Origin of the sequence: Amycolatopsis keratiniphila subsp. keratiniphila (assembly GCF_001620365.2) — a bacterium.
GTDB lineage: Bacteria > Actinomycetota > Actinomycetes > Mycobacteriales > Pseudonocardiaceae > Amycolatopsis > Amycolatopsis keratiniphila.
On the sequence record NZ_LQMT02000029.1, the window covers coordinates 1 to 17,160 of the forward strand.

Sequence of the window (17,160 nt, forward strand, 5' to 3'; positions counted from 1 at the left end):
CAACAACCGATTGAGACCGCCGGCCTTCATGTACTTCAGTCGTGAGCGAAAGCCGCGAAGCGCCCATGCCGAGGCCTTTCCGGTCACCCAGGCCGACCGCTCGAGCCCGTGGAGCCACGTTCGCCTTACCGCTCACGAGGCGTCACTTCAGCGAGTTGTCCACTGTGGTCATGAGGGATCCGGTGTCACCGGACATCTCCCAGGCCATGACCCCGAGCAGTCCTCTCGTCTTGAGCCAGGCGACCTTCTGCTGGATGGACCAGGCGTCGTCGAAGGTCCACCATTGCCCGCCGTTGCCGGTGTAGCACGACGTGGCCACGGCCGCGGTGTCGTGCTGGACGGCGCAGTTGGGGACGCTGGCCAAGAGATTCGCGTAGCCACGAGTACCTGCTTCCTCGGCGAACTGTCCTGGCGCGGCGCCGGTCGCGCTCTGCCATTCGCCCTTCTTCCCGCCGTCCGCGACCCCTTGCCAGCCTCTGCCGTAGAAGGCGAGCCCGAGGGTCAGTTTCCGTGGATTGGCACCGGCTTCGGTGTAGGCGTTGATCGCCGATTCCACGCTGAACTTGAAGTTGTACGGGTCGTCCGCGTCGGCGTAGAGGTTCCCCTGGTGGCCGGTGCGGTTCGGCTCCCACGAGTTGTCGCTGCCCGAGCCGTGGAAGTCGTAGCCCTGCACGTTCGCGACGTCGAGGTAGTCGAAGATCTTCGGGATCTCCCAACCGCCCTTCACCTTCGCCGGGTCGGCGGGGGTGAACGCCTGCAGTTCGTACCGTTTGCCGGTGGTCGCGCCGTAGGCGTCCATCTGTGTGCGGAACTCGGCGAGCAGCGCGGTCAGGTTCGTCTTGTCGTTGGCGCTCCAGTGGTTCCCGGGGTGCCCGTCGGGGCTGCCGGGCCACTCCCAGTCGATGTCGATGCCGTCGAAGATGCCCGCGGCCGTGCCCGGCCCGCCGGCGCCGCCGTAGGGCTTCACGTTCCCCTTCAGGTACGTGTCGATGCACGACGCGACGAACTTCTGCCGCGACGCGGGCGTGGCCGCGACGTCGGAGAAGTACTTCGAGTAGGTCCAGCCGCCCAGCGAGATGAGGATCTTCAGGTTGGGGTACTTGGCCTTGAGCTTCTTCAGCTGGTTGAAGTTGCCGCGCAGCGTCTCCCAGCCGGTGTCGCCGACGCCGTCGACGGACTGGGCCGCGGACATCGGCCGCGAGTAGTCGGCTTCCGCGTCGCCGGCGCCGTCGCCCTGGTTCGGGTCCTGCGGGTTGGACGTCGTTCCCTTGGTGACGCCCGAAAGGCAGGTGTGGTTGACCGGGTCGATGTTCCCGAAGGCGTACAGCAGATGGGTCAGCTTGGCGGCCGAGCCGTTGGTCACCATGTTCTTGACGAAGAACTGGCGGCCGTAGATGCCCCACTGCACGAAGTAGCCGACCCGGGCGTAGCCGTTCACGATGTCGCCGGTGCGGGCGCTGACGGCCGCGCTCGCCGCGGAGACGTTGTCGTAACCGTCACGGGCTTTGACCGTGAAAGAGTACGAAGTGGACGGTGAAAGCCCGGTCACCGTCGCGGTCGTGCCGGTGACGGTGGTGGCGAGGGTCGTGCCGCGGTAGACGTCGTAGGACACGACGCCGGTGTTGTCGGTGGACGCGTTCCACGCCAGCGAAATCGAACCCGAGGTGACCGCGGTCGAGCGGAGGTTCGACGGCGCCGTCGGCGCCTGGGTGTCGTCGCTCGGGTTGTTGGTGGTGACCGCCAGCGCCGGGGTGGGTGGCGACTTGGCGTCCTTCCGGTCCTTGGCGACGACGGTGAAGCTGTAGGCCGTGTTCGGCGTCAGCCCGGTGATCCTCGCTTCGGTGCCGGTGACCGAGGCCGCCAGCGTGGTGCCCTGGTAGACGTCGTAGCCGACGACGGGCAGCGAGCCGGGAGCCGCGGCGTTCCACGCCAGCGCGGCGGTCGTGGTCGTCTTCGCCACGAGACGCAGGTTGGCCGGCGTCGACGGCGGTGCGTCGCCCGAGCCGTCGCAGTTGGCGTCGTCGATCCGGCACGTGGTCGGGTTGACCCCGGAACTGAGCTGGAACGACGGGCTGTAGGGATAGGTCGAACGGCCCGGCGCGAGCGACTTGATGTAGAACGCCGGGGTGAGGGTGACCTGGTTGCCCGACTGGGAAACCGTGGCGTGCGAGCCGCTCGTGGCGGTCACGCCGGCGGGCACGGTGAAGGTGATGGACCAGTCGGCGACGGTTTCGCCGCTGGGATTCGTGACGGTGTACTCACCGGTGTTCCCGGCCAAGGTGAAGGCGGCGCGGAGGCGGCCCGCCGCCAACGCCGGATTACCTGCGGCCACGAGGAGCCCGGCGGCGAGGAGTGTCACGGTGAGTGCGCTGAGTAGTCTTCTTCTGGTGCGTCTCATGGCGGTTCTCTCCAAAAGAGGCGGCGAGACTGACCTGCTCGGAAAATGGCGCGCGTGGTCTAGACCACAGATGAATGTAGCGCGGCACGCATAAAAGGTCTAGACCGATTCGTCGGTCGTGAACCCGTTCGACGCCGGATGCGGACGACAAGTGACACCGATGAACGGCGAAAGGCGGTCCATGAGCTCATCCGAGGCGGATCCGGGCGATCCGGAGGACGCGGAAGTGATCGCGAGGTCGGTGACCAGCCCGGAACGGTTCTCCGCGATCTTCGACCGGCACGCCGCGCACATCCACCGCTACCTGGTCAGGCGCATCGGGCCCGCGGCCGCGGAAGACGCGTTGGGGGAGACGTTCCTGATCGCCTTCCGCAAACGCGCGGGATACGACACCGAGCGCCGCGATGCCCGGCCGTGGCTCTACGGCATCGCGACCAACCTGGTCGCACAGCGGCGCCGTGAGGAGGTCAGGGAGCTGAAACTGCGGGAAGCCCTCGGCCCGCCACCCGACGAAGAAGGGCATGCCGAGCGCGTCGCCGATCAGGTGACCGCCGAGGCGATGGGAAAACTGCTGGACTCCGCGCTCGCGGAACTGGCCGACGGCGATCGCGACACGCTCACGCTGTTCGCCGGGGAAGGCCTGAGCTACGAGGAGATCGCCGCGGCTCTGGACATACCGCTCGGCACCGTCCGATCGCGGCTCAACCGTGCCCGCCGGAAGGTCCGCGAAGCGCTGGGCCGCTCGGACATCACGACTTCGAAGGAGATCCCTGCCCATGGATGAGCTGCAACTGATCGCCGAGCGGACCGGATCGATGCCTCTCGCGGAATCCGAAGCCCTCGGCTCGGCACGCGCGCGATTGATGGCCGAAATCGCCCACGCCGGAACGGAAAACGCGGTGCCGCTGAAGAAACGGCGGCGCTGGGTCTGGACCGGCGCCGGGGCGGTCGGCCTCGCCGCGGCGATCACCGCCGTCGTCACGCTGGCGCCGGTCGACCAGGTCGGTCTCGAACCTCCAGCGGCCGTCGCGGATCCCGTGACGGTGCTCCGGAACGCCGCCACGGCCGCCCTGAAGTCTCCCGCCGCACCGCCGAGGCCCGACCAATTCGTCTACACGAAGACGAAGCAGCCCGACGGCGAGCGGGAATCGTGGCGTTCGGCCGATGGCACCCATGACGGGCTCATCAAGATGGCGGACGGCGGTTCCATCCCGCTTCCGGGGTGCCGGAACGGACGGGCTCAGGTGTACAAGGGCGGAGAGCCGCTCGACGGTGTCATGGAGCCGTGCACGCCATCACCCGGTCACCGGGCGGATCTCCCCACCGACGCGGACGCGATGTTCGACTACCTCAACGCCGGCCGCGGCGGGCACGACGGCGACTTCAACGCGATGGGCAAGGACGTTCTCTCGCTGGCGAACGAGAGCTACCTTTCACCCGCGGTCCGGGCCGCCTTGTACGGCGCGGCGGCGAAGGTCCCGGGGCTGCGCGCCGTCGACCACGCCCAGGACGCGGCGGGCAGGCCCGGTGTCGGCATCACGTGGCCGCTCGGACCGCATGACGACCCGAAGGTGGCGAAACCGGTGGTGATCGTCTTCGCCGCCGACACCTTCCTGTACCTGGGGACGAATTCGACGGCCGTGACCGCGTCCGGCGTGGTGGACGCGGTCGGTCGGCGGCCGTAGCGGCTCAGCGGCCGGTGAAGGTCGCCTTGCCGGGACCGTCGGCGAGGAACGACTTCACCGCGCCGCGCAGGTCTTCGGTCTCGAAGAGCCCGGCGGCGATGGTCGTGATGTGCTCGTTCGCCTCGGCGACGCCACCGTGCTCGTAGTGCTCCAGGACCTTCTTGGTGGCGGCGTGCGCCCGCGTCGGCCCCTGGGCGAGGTCGGTCGTGAACGCGCGGACGGCCTCGTCGAAGCCGTCCGCCGGGAACACCCGGTTGACCACGTTCCAGCGTTCGAGGGTCGCGGCGTCGTAGGTCGCGCCCGTCATCACGAACTCCTTGGCGCGGCCGACCCCGGCGCGGGCGGCGAGCCGCTGCGTGCCGCCCATGGTCGGGGTCAGGCCGACGACCCGTTCGACCAGGCCGAACTTGGCCTTCTCGCTCGCGAGGATGATGTCGCAGGCGACCGCGACCTCGAAGGCCCAGGTCAGGCACAGGCCGTGGGCGGCGAACACGGTGGGGAACGGGAGTGCGGCGATCCGGTCCGGGATCGCCAGCATCTCGTCGAAGAGCACCTTCGCCTCGGCGGGGCTCGACTGGGCGTCGAACAGGGAGACGTCCACCCCGCCGCTGACGATCTTGCCCTCGGCGCGGATCAGCGCCGCGCGCGGCGGCGTGGCCTCCAGTTCTCCGATCGCCTCGCCCAGCTCGCGCTGCAATTCCGCCGTGTAGAGGTTCAGCGGCGGCGAAGCGATGGTCAGGACGGCGAGGTCGGCTTCACGGTCGAGGCGGATCGAGGTGGCCAAGGCGGGTTCCCTCCGGTGGGTCGGTTTCCCGTGACCCTAGCCCGAGGTCGCCGCGAGTTCGTCCCATTGCGCCTGTGCTTCCGGTCGCCATTCGACGTGCTTGCGGTGGAAGAGGTCCGCCGCGCGCACGCCGCTCCAACCGTCGGGGAGAAGTTTTAGCGGAAGCCGCGGATCGAGGAACGGGAAGCTGCGCCATTCGTGTACGAGTTCGGTCTGCGCGCGCAGGACGCCGTTTTCGCCGGAGGGACGCAGACCGGTGAAGCGGTCGATGAAGTCTTCGTAGCGGTCTTTCAGATCGCTCAGGTCCCACGACCGCGCGACCATCGTCTCCTGGTCGCCGACGTCGCCGTAGGCGGCGGTGAACGACATCGCCTGCGCGTCGAGGCCGAGATCCTGCACGATCTGCTGGGCCTCCCGCTGGCGGCTGAGGTCCGGGCTGACCCAGACCCCCGCGACCGGGGAGCCGAACCCGGCCCAGGTCAGCCGCGTGCGGAGCCGGTGCCGGAGATCCCGCTTCGCTTCGGGGACCGAGACGATCAGCATCAGCCAGCGCCCGTCCCACGCCTTTTCCTCGTTGCCGAAGGCGTAGATCCGTTCCGCGCCTTCGGTCAGGAGGCGCCTGCCTGGTGGAGTGAGCGACCAGCGCACTCTTCGTCCGACGCGTTCGGAGACCACCCAGCCCTCGGCGGAGGAACGGGCCAGCGCCTGCCGTGCGGACTTCTCTTCGATGTCCAGCACGCGCAGCGCCTCGACCAGCGTCGACGTCCAGATCGCCTGGTCGCGAGGCAGGACGTACTCGCCGAGGATCGTCATCAGCAGCGACCGCGCGCTGGCATGACCGACTTCCCGCCGCCTGCTCAATGTCGGCCTGCGGGTACCGCCTTTCTGCTGGTGGACGACGGGGACCGGGGTGGCGGAGTCCGCCATTTGCTGTCACCGACCTCAATGCTCGGGGGATTCGTTCGGGTCCAGAAGAACAACCAGGTTACCCACGTTCCGTGATCGCTTGGATACTTGCCACTCTTCCGAGGGACCACGAGCTGTTCAATCGGTCCCCGTAGACTTACCGATCTCATGAGCGCCACACTCGTTGCCAAGGATCTCGCCGCCGGCCACGGCGACCGTGTTCTGTTCTCCGGTCTCGACCTGGTCGTCGCCCCGGGCGAAGTGATCGGTCTCGTCGGGGTGAACGGCGCGGGCAAGTCGACCCTGCTGAAGACCCTCGGCGGCCTCGTGCCACCGGAAGAGGGCAGTGTCCGGTTGAACCCGCCGACGGCCACCGTCGGTCACCTCCCGCAGGAACCGGAACGCCGCGAGGGTGAGTCCGTCCGCGCGTTCCTCTCCCGGCGCACCGGCGTCACCGCCGCCCAGGTCGCGCTCGACGCCGCGACCGAGGCGCTCACCGCGGGCGAACCCGGCGCGGACGACGCCTACGGGCTGGCCCTCGACCGCTGGCTCGCGCTCGGCGGGGCGGATCTGGACGACCGGGCGGGCGAGGTCGTCGCGGATCTCGGGCTCACCGTCAACCTCGACCAGCCGATGCTTTCGCTCTCGGGCGGGCAGGCGGCGCGCGCCGGGATGGCCTCGTTGCTGCTGAGCCGGTACGACATCTTCCTGCTCGACGAGCCGACCAACGACCTCGACCTCGACGGCCTGGAACGGCTGGAGAGGTTCGTGACCGGGCTCCGCGCCGGGACCGTGCTGGTCAGCCACGACCGGGAATTCCTCGCCCGCACCGTCGATCGCGTCGTCGAACTCGACTACGCGCAGCAGCAGGTGCGGACCTACGGCGGCGGCTACGAGTCGTACCTGGAGGAGCGCGCCGTCGCGCGTCGGCACGCCCGGGAGGAGTACGAGGAGTACGCGAACACCAAGGCCTCGCTCGAAGCCCGTGGTGCGATGCAGCGTTCGTGGATGGAGAAGGGCGTCAAGAACGCCCGGCGCAAGGCCACCGACAACGACAAGGTGGGCCGCAAGTTCCGGAGCGAGGCGACCGAGAAGCAGGCGTCGAAGGCGCGCCAGACCGACCGCATGATCGAGCGGCTCGAAGTGGTCGAAGAACCGCGCAAGGAATGGGAACTGCGCATGGAGATCGCCGCGGCGCCTCGGGCGGGTGCCGTCGTGGCGACCCTGCGCGGCGCGGTGGTGCGGCGGGGCGGGTTCACCCTCGGCCCGGTCGACCTGCAGATCGACTGGGCGGACAAGGTCGCGATCACCGGGGCCAACGGCGCCGGGAAGTCGACGCTGCTCGCGGCATTGCTCGGGCGGGTCCCGGTCGACGAGGGCGCCGCCTCGCTCGGTTCCGGTGTCGTGGTCGGGGAAGTCGACCAGGCGCGGAAGCTGTTCCTCGGCGACCTTCCGCTCGTCGAGGCGTTCGCCCGGGAGGTGCCGGAACTCGCCGACGCCGACGTGCGGACATTGCTGGCGAAGTACGGGCTCAAGGCGGCGCACGTCCTGCGGTCGGCGGCCACGTTGTCGCCGGGGGAGCGGACCCGGTCGGCGCTGGCGCTGCTGCAGGCACGCGGGGTGAACCTGCTGGTGCTCGACGAGCCGACGAACCACCTCGACCTGCCCGCGATCGAGCAACTGGAGTCGGCGCTCGCGGACTATCCGGGGACGCTGCTGCTGGTGACGCACGACCGGCGGATGCTGGACGCGGTGGCGACGACCCGGCGGCTGGAAGTGGCCGAGGGGAAGGTCACCGAACTCTGAGCATTCATCGAGGGGTAAGGCAAACGTGGCGCGGGTGAGTGACCGGGGTGAAGGCTCCCTTCACCGCATTAGACGCGGCGAAGGGAGCCTTCACCCCATCATCGACCCGCCCGCGACCACGACGCCTTTGCCTTACCGCTCGATTGTCCTCTGAATGCGTGCCGCATCCAGAGGACTAAACGCGGGTCAGCCCTTGGTCGCGCCGCCGGTGAGCCCCTTCACGAACTGCTTCTGCAGGGCCAGATAGAAGATCAGCACCGGCAGGGTCGCCAGGAACATGAGCGCGAAGACGCTGCCGAGATCCGCCTGGTACTGCCCGATCGAGCGGTAGATCCCGGTGGTGACCGTGGTCCCCTGGCTGGGGCCGAGGATGATCAGCGGATCGATGAAGTCGTTCCAGATCCACACGCCGAGGAAGATCAGCACACTCGCCGTCGCAGGCCGCAGCAGCGGGAAGACGATCCGCCAGAACACCTGCGTCCGGCTCGCACCGTCGAGCAGCGCGGCTTCTTCGAGTTCCACCGGCACCCCGCGGATGAACCCGGTGAACACGAAGACCCCGAACGGCACGTAGTAGCCGACGTTGAACAGCACCAGCCCCTGGATCGTCGCCATCAAGCCGGTCAGCCGCAGCACCTCGGTGACCGGGATGAGGATCACCTGGGGCGGGATCATCAAGCCCGCCAACAGGATCAGCGCGAGCACCTTGGTCCACCGCTTGGCCGAACGCGCCAGGTAGTGCCCGAGCATGGCCGAAAGCACCGTCAGCACGAGGATCGAGAGCAGGGTGACGAGCAGGCTGTTCGCCAGGCTGACCCAGAACAGGCCGTCGGGCCGGGTGAGCACTGCGTGGATGTTGGCCGGCGTCGGTGGCAGCGGGACCGACGCCGGCGTCCGGGCGATCTGGTCGCCGGGTTTGAACACGTTGACGAGCACGTAGTACAGCGGCACGGCGAACAGCGCGCTCACCAGTATCGCTGCGATAGGCCGGAGTTTCGTGCTCACAGGTCCACCTCCCGCCGCCGGAGGAAACGCAGCACGATCGTGGTCAAGGCCGCCACGATCACCAGCATCACCATGGCCATCGCGGACGCGTAGCCGACGTGGTTCGCGTCGAGGCCGGTGGCGAGGACGTCGAACGCGATGGTCGCCGTGGTCCCCGAACCCGGCCCGCCGTTGGTGACGACCTTGACGTAGTCGTAGGTCTTGAACGCCGAGATCAGCAGCACGACGGTGTTGATCGTCAGCGAAGGCGCGAGCAGCGGCCAGGTCACCGCGCGGAACCGGCGGACCGGCCCGGCACCGTCGATCTCCGCGGCCTCCAGCAGTTCGGCCGGGACACCCTGCAGGCCCGCGAGGTACACGACCACGCAGAAGCCCAGCATCTGCCAGCACACGATCGACGCGACCGAGTACAGCGCCAGATCCGGGTCGGAAAGCCAGCCCGGCGGGTGCTCGACGCCGAGGGCGCGGAGCGCGTCGTTGACCGGGCCCCGGTCGTCGAGCAGTTTCGTCCAGATGATGCTGACCACGACCGAGCTGAGGATCACGGGCGTGAAGAACACGCTCCGCAAAGCGTTGTACAGCCAGCCTTTCCGGTCGAGCAGCACCGCGACGCCGAGCCCGAGCACATTCGGCACGATCACGACGATCAAGGTCAGGATCGTGGTGACCCGGAGCGCGTTCAGGAACTGTTCGTCCTGGAACAGCAGCCGGTAGTTCTCGAGGCCGACGAATTCCGCCGGCGGGTTGAACGGGTTGTGGTTCGTCAGGCTGTAGCCGAAGCTGATGAGGATCGGTGCCATGACGAAGCACAGGTAGATGACGACTCCAGGTGCGCCGAACGAGGCGAAATGCCACAGCCGCGGCAGGATCGGTTTTCTCGCCATCGTGATGTCAGCGCGCCTTCGCCCACTCGGTGTCCAGGAACGCGCACGCGTCGGCCACCGTTCTGCGGCCGGTGATGACGTCCTGCGCGGCCTGGTACACCTTGTCCTTCATGCCCGGCAGGAGCCCGTCGTCCGCGGTCTCCCAGCTGAAGGCGTTCACGACCGCGTTCTTCGCGACGGCTTCCTTGTACAGCTCGTATCCCGCCTTGAAGACCGGTCCGACGTCGGCAGGCGGCGTGTAGCCCTTGATCGCGGGGAACAGGCCATCGGCCTTGACCGAGGCGTCGATCTGCTCTTTGTCCAGCTGGAACGCGAGCGCGAACTTCCTTGCCGCGTCGAGGTTCCGCGACTTCGCGTTGACGACGATGCCGCCACCGGTGTACGCGGGCACGACGAGTTTCCCGTCTTCGGAAGGAAAGTTGAAGACGCCGATCTCGAACGGCGGTTTTTTGGCGTCGGCGCTCGCGGCGAACCAGTTGCCCATCGGGTACATCGCGCCTTCGCCGTTGAGGAAGGCCGCCTCGGTCGCCGAATAGTCCCGGGACACCTGGGTCTTGTCGATGTACCCCTTGGCCACCAGATCGGCGAACTTGCCGAACGCCTGCCGGAAGGCCGGGTCGGCGAACTTGACCTTGTCGGCCCGCCGCTGGGAAAGCCAGTCCGGTGTCTTGCCGTAGACGTCGACGCTGACCAGGCCGTCCAGCAGCATCGCGGACGGGAACCCTTCCTTGCCGCCGCCGATCGTGAACGGCGTGATGCCCTTGGCCTTCAATTTCTCCGACGCCGCGAGGAGCTCGTTCCAGGTCGACGGCGCCGAGGTGATCCCGGCGTCGGCGAAGAGCTTCTTGTTGTAGTAGATCGGCGGGATGGTCTGGGTGTTGGCGGGCAGCTGGTGGTGCCCGCCCTTGATCGGGTTGGCGCCGGGGAACTGGAAGTCCTTGAGCTCCTCGGGCGTCCACGCGTACAGGTTGCCCGATTCGGCGAACCCGGCCGAATCGACGGCGATCGCGACGTCGGGGAACTGGCCGGACTGCAGGAGTTGTTTGGCGTAACCGGTGCGGTCTGTCGACGGGGCGACCAGCTTCTTCACGCTCAGGCCGGGGTTGCGGTCCGTGACGCGTTTGATGGCGGAGTCCCAATAGGACGGTGGAAGGTTCGGCGTCTCGAACGTCAGGAAGGTGATCTCGCCGCCGGAGGCGCTCGTCCCGCCGACGGTGCATCCGGTAAGGCTCGCGGCGAGGAGTAGTGCGGCTCCCAACGCGAAGGACCTTCTCATGCCCCAGTCACCCTTCTCGCGGCGATGCACGACGTCTCATATACGACGGCATTCGATCGGATGTCTAGGGGGATGTCAAGCGGCCCTAGCGGCTTCTTCTGGGCGAAAAGCGGCGATACATCTGATCTATTGCACCTTCGTCAAGCGGATCACCGCACTGGCGAAATCGCCGTCCGGGAGGCCGGGGAACAGGCCGTGTGCCAGGAGCGGGGCACCGTGCCACACCTTTCCCGTGTCCTCGTCGCGGTAGCGGGCGGCGGGGTCGAGACCTTCCAGGCGGACCGGCCGTTCGCGAGTGTGGAAATGTGCCGCTTGCCGGTACACGAACACCACCGCGCGGCCGCCGTCGGCCGCCACGTACTGCAGCGCGGAGACACCGTCGGTGACAGGCGGCACGAGACGGTGGAGCCTGCCGTGCTGGACGACCGGCCGGATGTCCTTGTACAGCGCGATCTGTTCGCGCGCGTAGGTCAGCTCCTCCTCGGCCCACTTCACGATGTCGCCGCCGATGCCGAGGACACCTGCCATCGCGACATGGAACCGGAAACGCAGGGGAGTGGACCTCCGGGTCACGAAGTTGGGGTCGTCGGTGACCCACGCAGACGTCGCGCGCGCCGGGTACACCTGGCCGTAGCCGTGCTGGATGACGAGCCTGTCGAGCGCGTCGGTGTTGTCGGAGGTCCAGACCTGATCTGTCCTGGCCATCACGCCGAGATCGATCCGCCCGCCACCGCCGCTGCACGCCTCGATCCGCAGCCCGGGATGACGGGCGCGCAGGCGGTCCATGATCGCGTAGACCGAGCGGGTGTGCTCCACCCAGAGCGTGTCCGGATTCCCGTCGCCGGGCCAGCCCGCTTCGCTGAAGGGACGGTTCATATCCCACTTCAGGAAGTCGATCCCGTGCTCGGCGACGAGGGAGTCGAGCGTGCCGAACGCCCATTCGACGACGTCCGGCCGCGCGAAATTGAGCACCAGCTGTCGTCGCAGTTCCGAACGTGTCCGATGTGGATAGTGGAGGACCCAGTCGGGGTGGGCGCGGTACAGATCGCTGTCCGGGTTGACCATTTCGGGTTCGACCCAGAGCCCGAACTTCATGCCGAGCCGATGCACCTCGCGGACGAGCGGGTCGAGACCGTCGGGGAACTTGTCGCGGTTGACCTGCCAGTCGCCGAGGCCGGCGTGGTCACCGCTCCGGGCGCCGAACCAGCCGTCGTCCATCACGAACAGTTCCACGCCGAGCGCGGCGGCTTTCTCCGCGAGCGCGCGTTGACCGGCTTCGGTGACGTCGAAACCCGTTGCCTCCCAGGAGTTGTAGAGCACCGGCCGGAGCTCGCCGGGATGCGGGAGGACATGGTCGAGCGTGTACGCGTGCCAGGCACGGCTCGCGGCGCCGAATCCGCCGTCGGTGTACAACCCGGCGAAGACCGGCGTGGTGAGCGTGTCGCCGGGTGCGAGCCGGGGGACGACGCCGTCCTGGCCGAAGCCGCCGGTCACGGTGAGCCGTCCGGTGGAGGAGCGGGTGGTGGTGATCCGCCACGAACCGCTCCACGCGAGCGCGGCGCTGTAGACCTCGCCGTGTCGCTCGGTGGCTTCGCCGTCGTCGAGCATCACCCATGGATTGGCGTGATGGCTGGTGATGCCGCGCCTGCTGCCGAACGTTGTCTCGCAGTGGGGGACGGGCTCACGGAGCAATTGGCTCTCGGCCGCCCAGCCGCCGGTGACGTGGCTGATCCGGTAGTCCGGCCGGACCGGCACGACCCAGGTCGCCGAGTCCGCGCGGAAGATCTCGATCGGGCCGTCCGTGCCGTCGTGGGCGAGTTCGGTCCAGCGTTCGATGACGTCCGTGCCCGCCGGGACGCGGTAGCCGAGCGTGATCCGCAGCGGGTAGTGGCGATCGCGGAAGTGGACGCGCAGGAGTCCGTCTTCGATGTCGTGGCCGAGGTACCGCCATTCGAGGGCGCGGGTCCCGTCGGCGAACCGGACCTGGAGGGCGGGGGTCCAGTACCGGGTGCCGCCGTCGGCGGCGAGCTCGTCCAGCCCCTCGTTGGGATCGTTGAAGGAATCCCAGCGTTCCTCGGTCCGGCTGAGGACGTCGGCGAGCTGGCCGGCGGTGAGCGCCGGGCCCCAGTAGACGTGGGAAGGCGCGTCGTCGTCGGTCAGCCGGAGCGCGTAGCTCGTGGCTGCCGTGCGGATGAGCCAGGAACGGGTGCTGTCGTCGAAAACGATCTCGGCCACGGGCCCATCCTTACGCCGAACGCCCGCGGTGACCAGTGGCTCCCGCTCGGCGGTACATCACGCCTGGCGCCGTACTCACGTGATCGAAGCCGGAACTCGCGTGATTGAAGGCGGAACTCGCGTGATCAGCGGCGGAACACACGAGTGCGGCCTCCAATCACGCGAGTTACGTGCCTGATCACGCGAGTTACGTCTTCGCTCACGCCGCACCAGTAGGCACAGAGGACGCGGTCAGCCGCCGACCTTCGCGATCGCCACGAAATGCTCCGGCCGCACCCGCACGATCACCTTCCCCGGCGAAGTCGCGTACGCCAGCCAGCCGTCGATGACCTCCTGCCCCGCTTCGCCGAGGTACCGTCGGGCGATCAGTTCCGAGCCGAGACGCACGCCGTCCGGATCCGAAACGATCTCCGCGACACCCTCGACGCTGACGAACGAGTACGGCGGGAGGGGGTCGTCGGCGACCACCGAGACCCGCGGATTCTCCTTGAGCGCCTTGCCTTTGACCGTGTCCGCACCCAGGTTGACCAGGAGGTCGTCCCCGTCGAGGGCGAACCAGACCGGTACCGCGTGCGGCCTGCCGTCGGGACGGACCGTCGCGAAGACGGCGGTGCGGGTGCCTTCGGCGAGGAAGGCGCGGCGCTGGTCGTCGGTCATCTTCTCCGGCATTACTTTCCCTCCAGGATGGCGTTCAGGCCGAAGGCCGGGAACAGGTGGCTGTCGAACGTGGTGAACTCCGCGGCCTTGCCGTCGACGACGCGGACGAGGTCGAGTTTGAACGCCCGGAAGACGGTGTCGCCGGGACGCCGCAGGTACGAGGCGAACGCGGGCATCCGGTTCGCGTCGACGGGGACGGCGCGCCATTCGCCCATCTCCTCGGCGATCCTGCCGTGCCGGGCGAGATGTTCGAGGCCGATGTAGCAGTGGGGCTCCGGCGGCATGGTCACGCGGACGTCGTCGCGGACCAGACTGCTCAAAGTGCTGAAATCGCCGCTGTCGTGGGCTTCGACGAGCCGCCGGACCAGGGCCCGTTCCTCTTCGGAGGGAGCCGGGACCGACCATTCGCCGCGCTGCTGCGGGAGGCGTTCACGCAGGGTGGCGCGACCCCGCTGCAGGGCGCTGTTCGCGGCGGGGACCGAGAGATCGAGCAGTTCGGCGGTTTCGGCGGCCTGCCAGCCGAGCACGTCGCGCAGGATCAGCACCGCGCGCTGCCGCGGCGGCAGCATTTGCAAGACCGCGAGGAAGGCGAGTTCGATGGTCTCCCTGGCGACGGCGAGCGCGTGCGGTTCGGCCTCGGGCGGCGCGATCTCGTCCAGCAGGCGGTCCGGATACGGCTGGATCCAAGGGACTTCGGCGAACGAGCGGACCGACGGCACCCGGCGGTCCTTCTTGCGGATCGCGTCGAGGCAGGCGTTGGTGGCGATCCGGTACAGCCATGCGCGGAAGTTGCCGCCGTCGAAGGTGTCCAGCCCGCGCCACGCGTTGAGCAACGCCTCCTGGACGACGTCCTCCGCCTCGTCGAACGAGCCGAGCATCCGGTAGCAGTGGACGTGGAGTTCCCGGCGGTGCTGTCCGGTGAGCGCGGCGAAGGCGGTTTCGTCGCCCGCCTTCGCCGCGGCGATCGTGTCGGTCATGGCGCCTCCCATCGAGTGTTCTTACCCGATGTAACGGCGCCCTTCGCCGGAACTCATCGGTCCCGCGATGACTTTTTCGCGGGACCGGCGAAACCGCAGGTCAGGGGCGGGTGGTGAGGTATCCGCCCATGGTCCGGAAGTAGTCGGTGGCGGCCAGTTCCGTGCCGTCCTCGGTCCGCACCCGCTCGATGACGAGCCCGTGCGAGCGGCCGCGGCGCGACTCGGGGCCGGCGACGATCACGACGCCTTCACCCTCTCGGATGAAGATCCGGCCGGGAGTACCGCCGTACTGGCCCACCGAAACCGAGGAGCGGATCACGCGCAGTTGCTTGCCGCGGTGGTAAGTGAAGGCGTTGGGGTACGGGTCGGACTGGGCGCGCACCAGCCGCTCGATCTCGTCCGCGGGCCACGACCAGTCGATGAGGCTGTCTTCGAGGGCGCGCTTGTGGAAGAAGCTGGCCTTCGACCTGTCCTGTTTGACCGGTGTGAAGTCCCCCTTCGCGATCAGCTCGATGGCTTCGGTGGTGATCGGCGCGATGAGGTCGACCGTCCGGTGGAACAGATCGGTCGTCGTGTCCTTCGGTCCGACCGGGACGGAGCGCTGCAGCACGATGTCGCCCGCGTCGAGGTCGGCGTCCATCATGTGGGCGGTGAGGCCGACCTCCTTCTCACCGTTGATGAGCGCCCAGATCAGCGGCGAGAAACCGGCGTAGGCGGGCAGCAGCGAGTCGTGGACGTTCAGCGTGCCGTACCGCGGCATCTCGAAGATCTCGGGCGGCAGCCAGGTGCGCCAGTTGTTGGCGACGATCAGGTCGAGATCGGCTTCCTTCAGCTCCGCCAGGAGTTCCGCGTCGTCGGGACGTTGCCGCAGCAGCGCGCGGATCCCGTTCTCCTCGGCGAGGTCCGCGACGGAGTCGGACCAGATCTTCTCGTAGGCGTGGTCGCTCTTCGGGTGGGTGACGACGAGGGCGACATCGTGGCCCGCGTCGATCAACGCCCGCAGGGTGCGGTGTCCCCAGGTCTGGTATCCGAACATGGCGACCCGCATGGGACTGGCCTCCTCCTGGTCGAGGGATGAACATCACCACTGAAAGTACTAGTTGAGCCTCACCTAACTTAGGTTAGGGTTCCCTGGTCTTTGTTGCGAAGTACCGAGATGCGGCTGAGCCGCGCAAGGGGTTCAAGATGGCACGAGCAGTGGTCGGTGAACGGGTTCCGGTCTACGACGTGGTCGGGGTCGGGTTCGGTCCCTCGAACCTCGCGCTCGCCATCGCCGTCACCGAGCACAACGCCGCGCCCGGGGCCGAGACCGTCACGGCCCACTTCCTCGAGCGTCAGGCTCGTTTCGGCTGGCACCGCGGGATGTTGATCGACAACGCGACCATGCAGGTCTCCTTCCTCAAGGACCTGGCGACGATGCGGAACCCGACCAGTTCGTTCAGCTTCCTGTCGTATTTGCACAGCAAGGACCGATTGGTCGATTTCATCAACCACAAGAACCTGTTCCCGTTGCGGATCGAGTTCCACGACTACTTCGAATGGGCGGCCGAAAAGGTCGACGACCTGGTTTCCTATGGCACGGAAGTGCTTTCCGTCACGCCGGTGTTCGACGGCGACGAGATCGTGTTCTTCGACGTGCACGCCCGCACCGACGGCGAGCTGGTGAACCTGCGCGCCCGCAACCTGGTGATGGGCACCGGCCTGCGGCCGAATCTCCCCGAAGGTGTGACGCCGGGCACACGGATCTGGCACAACAGCGAACTTCTGCTCCGGCTCGAGGGCATGGCCGCCGAGGAACCGCGCCGGTTCGTCGTCGTCGGCGCCGGCCAGAGCGCGGCGGAGGTCAGCGCGCTGCTGCACGATCGCTTCCCCCGCGCCGAGGTGTGCGCGGTGTTCGCGCGGTACGGCTACAGCCCGGCCGACGACAGCGCGTTCGCCAACCGGATCTTCGACCCCGAGGCGGTCGGCCGGTTCTACGAGGCACCCGAGGCGGTCAAGGACCGTCTGATGCGCTACCACGGCGCGACCAACTACTCGGCCGTGGACATCGAGCTCATCGACGAGCTGTACCGGCGCGTCTACCGCGAGAAGGTGCAGGGGATCGAGCGGCTGAAGCTGATCAACGTCTCCCGGCCCACCGAGGTCACCGACACCGGGTCCGAAGTGCGGGTCACCGTCGAGGCGCTGGAGACCGGGGCGCGGACCAGGCTCGACGCCGACTTCGTCGTGTACGCCACCGGGTACAGCCCGGCGGATCCGACGCCGTTGCTCGGCGAGCTCGCCTCCACCTGCGCGCGCGACGACGAGGGCAGGCTCCGCGTCGAACGCGACTACCGGATCGTCACCGAGCCGCCGCTCGACGGCGGGATCTACCTGCAGGGCGGCACCGAGCACACGCACGGCATCACGTCTTCGCTGCTGTCGAACACCGCCGTCCGGGTCGGCGAGATCCTCCAGTCCATTGTGGACCGGCGCGCGGCCGGCGCGTCCCGGCCCGCGTACGCGGTGAGCGGGTCCGGGCCCGCCTGAGGCCCGGACGATCCCAAG

At 68.1% G+C, this 17,160-nt stretch carries 14 protein-coding genes; 4 read left to right on the forward strand and 10 right to left on the reverse strand.

Going from position 1 to position 17,160, the window contains the following annotated elements:
* Positions 1-142 precede the first annotated feature (142 nt).
* Positions 143-2,359, reverse strand: a complete 2,217-nt coding sequence (locus AVR91_RS27645; protein WP_063273502.1) for a glycosyl hydrolase family 18 protein — start codon at positions 2,357-2,359, stop codon at positions 143-145.
* A gap of 220 nt (positions 2,360-2,579) precedes the next feature.
* Between AVR91_RS27645 and AVR91_RS27650 the strand changes: the two genes are divergently transcribed.
* Positions 2,580-3,182: an RNA polymerase sigma factor gene (locus tag AVR91_RS27650; RefSeq protein ID WP_063273503.1), complete on the forward strand. Its 603-nt coding sequence runs from the start codon at positions 2,580-2,582 to the stop codon at positions 3,180-3,182.
* On the forward strand, positions 3,175-4,083 hold the full coding sequence (locus AVR91_RS27655) for a CU044_5270 family protein (RefSeq protein ID WP_063273504.1): 909 nt from the start codon (positions 3,175-3,177) through the stop codon (positions 4,081-4,083). Before AVR91_RS27650 ends, AVR91_RS27655 begins: the two co-directional genes overlap by 8 nt.
* A 4-nt stretch (positions 4,084-4,087) precedes the next feature.
* Here the strand turns inward: AVR91_RS27655 and AVR91_RS27660 are convergent, their stop codons facing one another.
* Both AVR91_RS27660 and AVR91_RS27665 read right to left on the reverse strand, forming a co-directional pair.
* Complete coding sequence (locus AVR91_RS27660) at positions 4,088-4,867, reverse strand: enoyl-CoA hydratase/isomerase family protein (RefSeq protein WP_063273505.1); 780 nt, start codon at positions 4,865-4,867, stop codon at positions 4,088-4,090.
* A 36-nt stretch (positions 4,868-4,903) separates the two neighbouring features.
* Entirely contained in the window at positions 4,904-5,794 is an 891-nt protein-coding gene (locus tag AVR91_RS27665) for a PaaX family transcriptional regulator (RefSeq protein WP_076153644.1), read from the reverse strand.
* Positions 5,795-5,941: 147 nt separating this feature from the next.
* Here AVR91_RS27665 and AVR91_RS27670 point away from each other — a divergent pair, with 147 nt between their 5' ends.
* Positions 5,942-7,579 carry an ABC-F family ATP-binding cassette domain-containing protein gene (locus AVR91_RS27670; protein WP_063273506.1) on the forward strand — a complete coding sequence of 546 codons (1,638 nt, stop codon included), beginning with the start codon at positions 5,942-5,944 and terminating at the stop codon, positions 7,577-7,579.
* 186 nt (positions 7,580-7,765) lie between these two features.
* Here the strand turns inward: AVR91_RS27670 and AVR91_RS27675 are convergent, their stop codons facing one another.
* The 7 genes from AVR91_RS27675 to AVR91_RS27705 all read right to left on the reverse strand — a co-directional run bounded on the left by AVR91_RS27675 (position 7,766) and on the right by AVR91_RS27705 (position 15,661).
* Positions 7,766-8,584: a carbohydrate ABC transporter permease gene (locus AVR91_RS27675; protein WP_063273507.1), complete on the reverse strand. Its 819-nt coding sequence runs from the start codon at positions 8,582-8,584 to the stop codon at positions 7,766-7,768.
* Positions 8,581-9,468 (reverse strand): carbohydrate ABC transporter permease, encoded by an 888-nt coding sequence (locus tag AVR91_RS27680; protein ID WP_228708289.1) that lies wholly within the window; start codon positions 9,466-9,468, stop codon positions 8,581-8,583. Before AVR91_RS27680 ends, AVR91_RS27675 begins: the two co-directional genes overlap by 4 nt.
* Before the next feature lie 7 nt (positions 9,469-9,475).
* Positions 9,476-10,744 carry an extracellular solute-binding protein gene (locus AVR91_RS27685; protein ID WP_063273547.1) on the reverse strand — a complete coding sequence of 423 codons (1,269 nt, stop codon included), beginning with the start codon at positions 10,742-10,744 and terminating at the stop codon, positions 9,476-9,478.
* A 126-nt stretch (positions 10,745-10,870) separates the two neighbouring features.
* A complete protein-coding gene (locus tag AVR91_RS27690; protein WP_063273508.1) occupies positions 10,871-12,979 on the reverse strand; it encodes an alpha-galactosidase in 2,109 nt (702 codons plus the stop codon).
* A 231-nt stretch (positions 12,980-13,210) separates the two neighbouring features.
* Positions 13,211-13,648 (reverse strand): PPOX class F420-dependent oxidoreductase, encoded by a 438-nt coding sequence (locus tag AVR91_RS27695; protein WP_063273509.1) that lies wholly within the window; start codon positions 13,646-13,648, stop codon positions 13,211-13,213.
* Entirely contained in the window at positions 13,648-14,613 is a 966-nt protein-coding gene (locus AVR91_RS27700) for an RNA polymerase subunit sigma-70 (RefSeq protein ID WP_063273510.1), read from the reverse strand. The genes AVR91_RS27695 and AVR91_RS27700 overlap by 1 nt, the downstream gene beginning before the upstream one ends.
* Before the next feature lie 100 nt (positions 14,614-14,713).
* Entirely contained in the window at positions 14,714-15,661 is a 948-nt protein-coding gene (locus AVR91_RS27705) for a methionyl-tRNA formyltransferase (RefSeq protein ID WP_063273511.1), read from the reverse strand.
* A 137-nt stretch (positions 15,662-15,798) separates the two neighbouring features.
* On the opposite strand from AVR91_RS27705, the gene AVR91_RS27710 reads away from it, so the two are divergent.
* Entirely contained in the window at positions 15,799-17,142 is a 1,344-nt protein-coding gene (locus AVR91_RS27710) for a lysine N(6)-hydroxylase/L-ornithine N(5)-oxygenase family protein (protein WP_063273512.1), read from the forward strand.
* Positions 17,143-17,160: the final 18 nt, after the last annotated feature.

What these genes read in the sequence shown, in the direction of transcription:
- AVR91_RS27705 (WP_063273511.1), bottom strand. Translation starts at nt 15,661, where the DNA reads ATGCGGGTCGCCATGTTCGGATACCAGACCTGGGGACACCGCACCCTG.
- AVR91_RS27650 (WP_063273503.1), top strand. Translation starts at nt 2,580, where the DNA reads ATGAGCTCATCCGAGGCGGATCCGGGCGATCCGGAGGACGCGGAAGTG.
- AVR91_RS27685 (WP_063273547.1), bottom strand. Translation starts at nt 10,744, where the DNA reads ATGAGAAGGTCCTTCGCGTTGGGAGCCGCACTACTCCTCGCCGCGAGC.
- AVR91_RS27680 (WP_228708289.1), bottom strand. Translation starts at nt 9,468, where the DNA reads ATGGCGAGAAAACCGATCCTGCCGCGGCTGTGGCATTTCGCCTCGTTC.
- AVR91_RS27695 (WP_063273509.1), bottom strand. Translation starts at nt 13,648, where the DNA reads ATGCCGGAGAAGATGACCGACGACCAGCGCCGCGCCTTCCTCGCCGAA.
- AVR91_RS27710 (WP_063273512.1), top strand. Translation starts at nt 15,799, where the DNA reads ATGGCACGAGCAGTGGTCGGTGAACGGGTTCCGGTCTACGACGTGGTC.
- AVR91_RS27655 (WP_063273504.1), top strand. Translation starts at nt 3,175, where the DNA reads ATGGATGAGCTGCAACTGATCGCCGAGCGGACCGGATCGATGCCTCTC.
- AVR91_RS27665 (WP_076153644.1), bottom strand. Translation starts at nt 5,794, where the DNA reads ATGGCGGACTCCGCCACCCCGGTCCCCGTCGTCCACCAGCAGAAAGGC.
- AVR91_RS27670 (WP_063273506.1), top strand. Translation starts at nt 5,942, where the DNA reads ATGAGCGCCACACTCGTTGCCAAGGATCTCGCCGCCGGCCACGGCGAC.
- AVR91_RS27700 (WP_063273510.1), bottom strand. Translation starts at nt 14,613, where the DNA reads ATGACCGACACGATCGCCGCGGCGAAGGCGGGCGACGAAACCGCCTTC.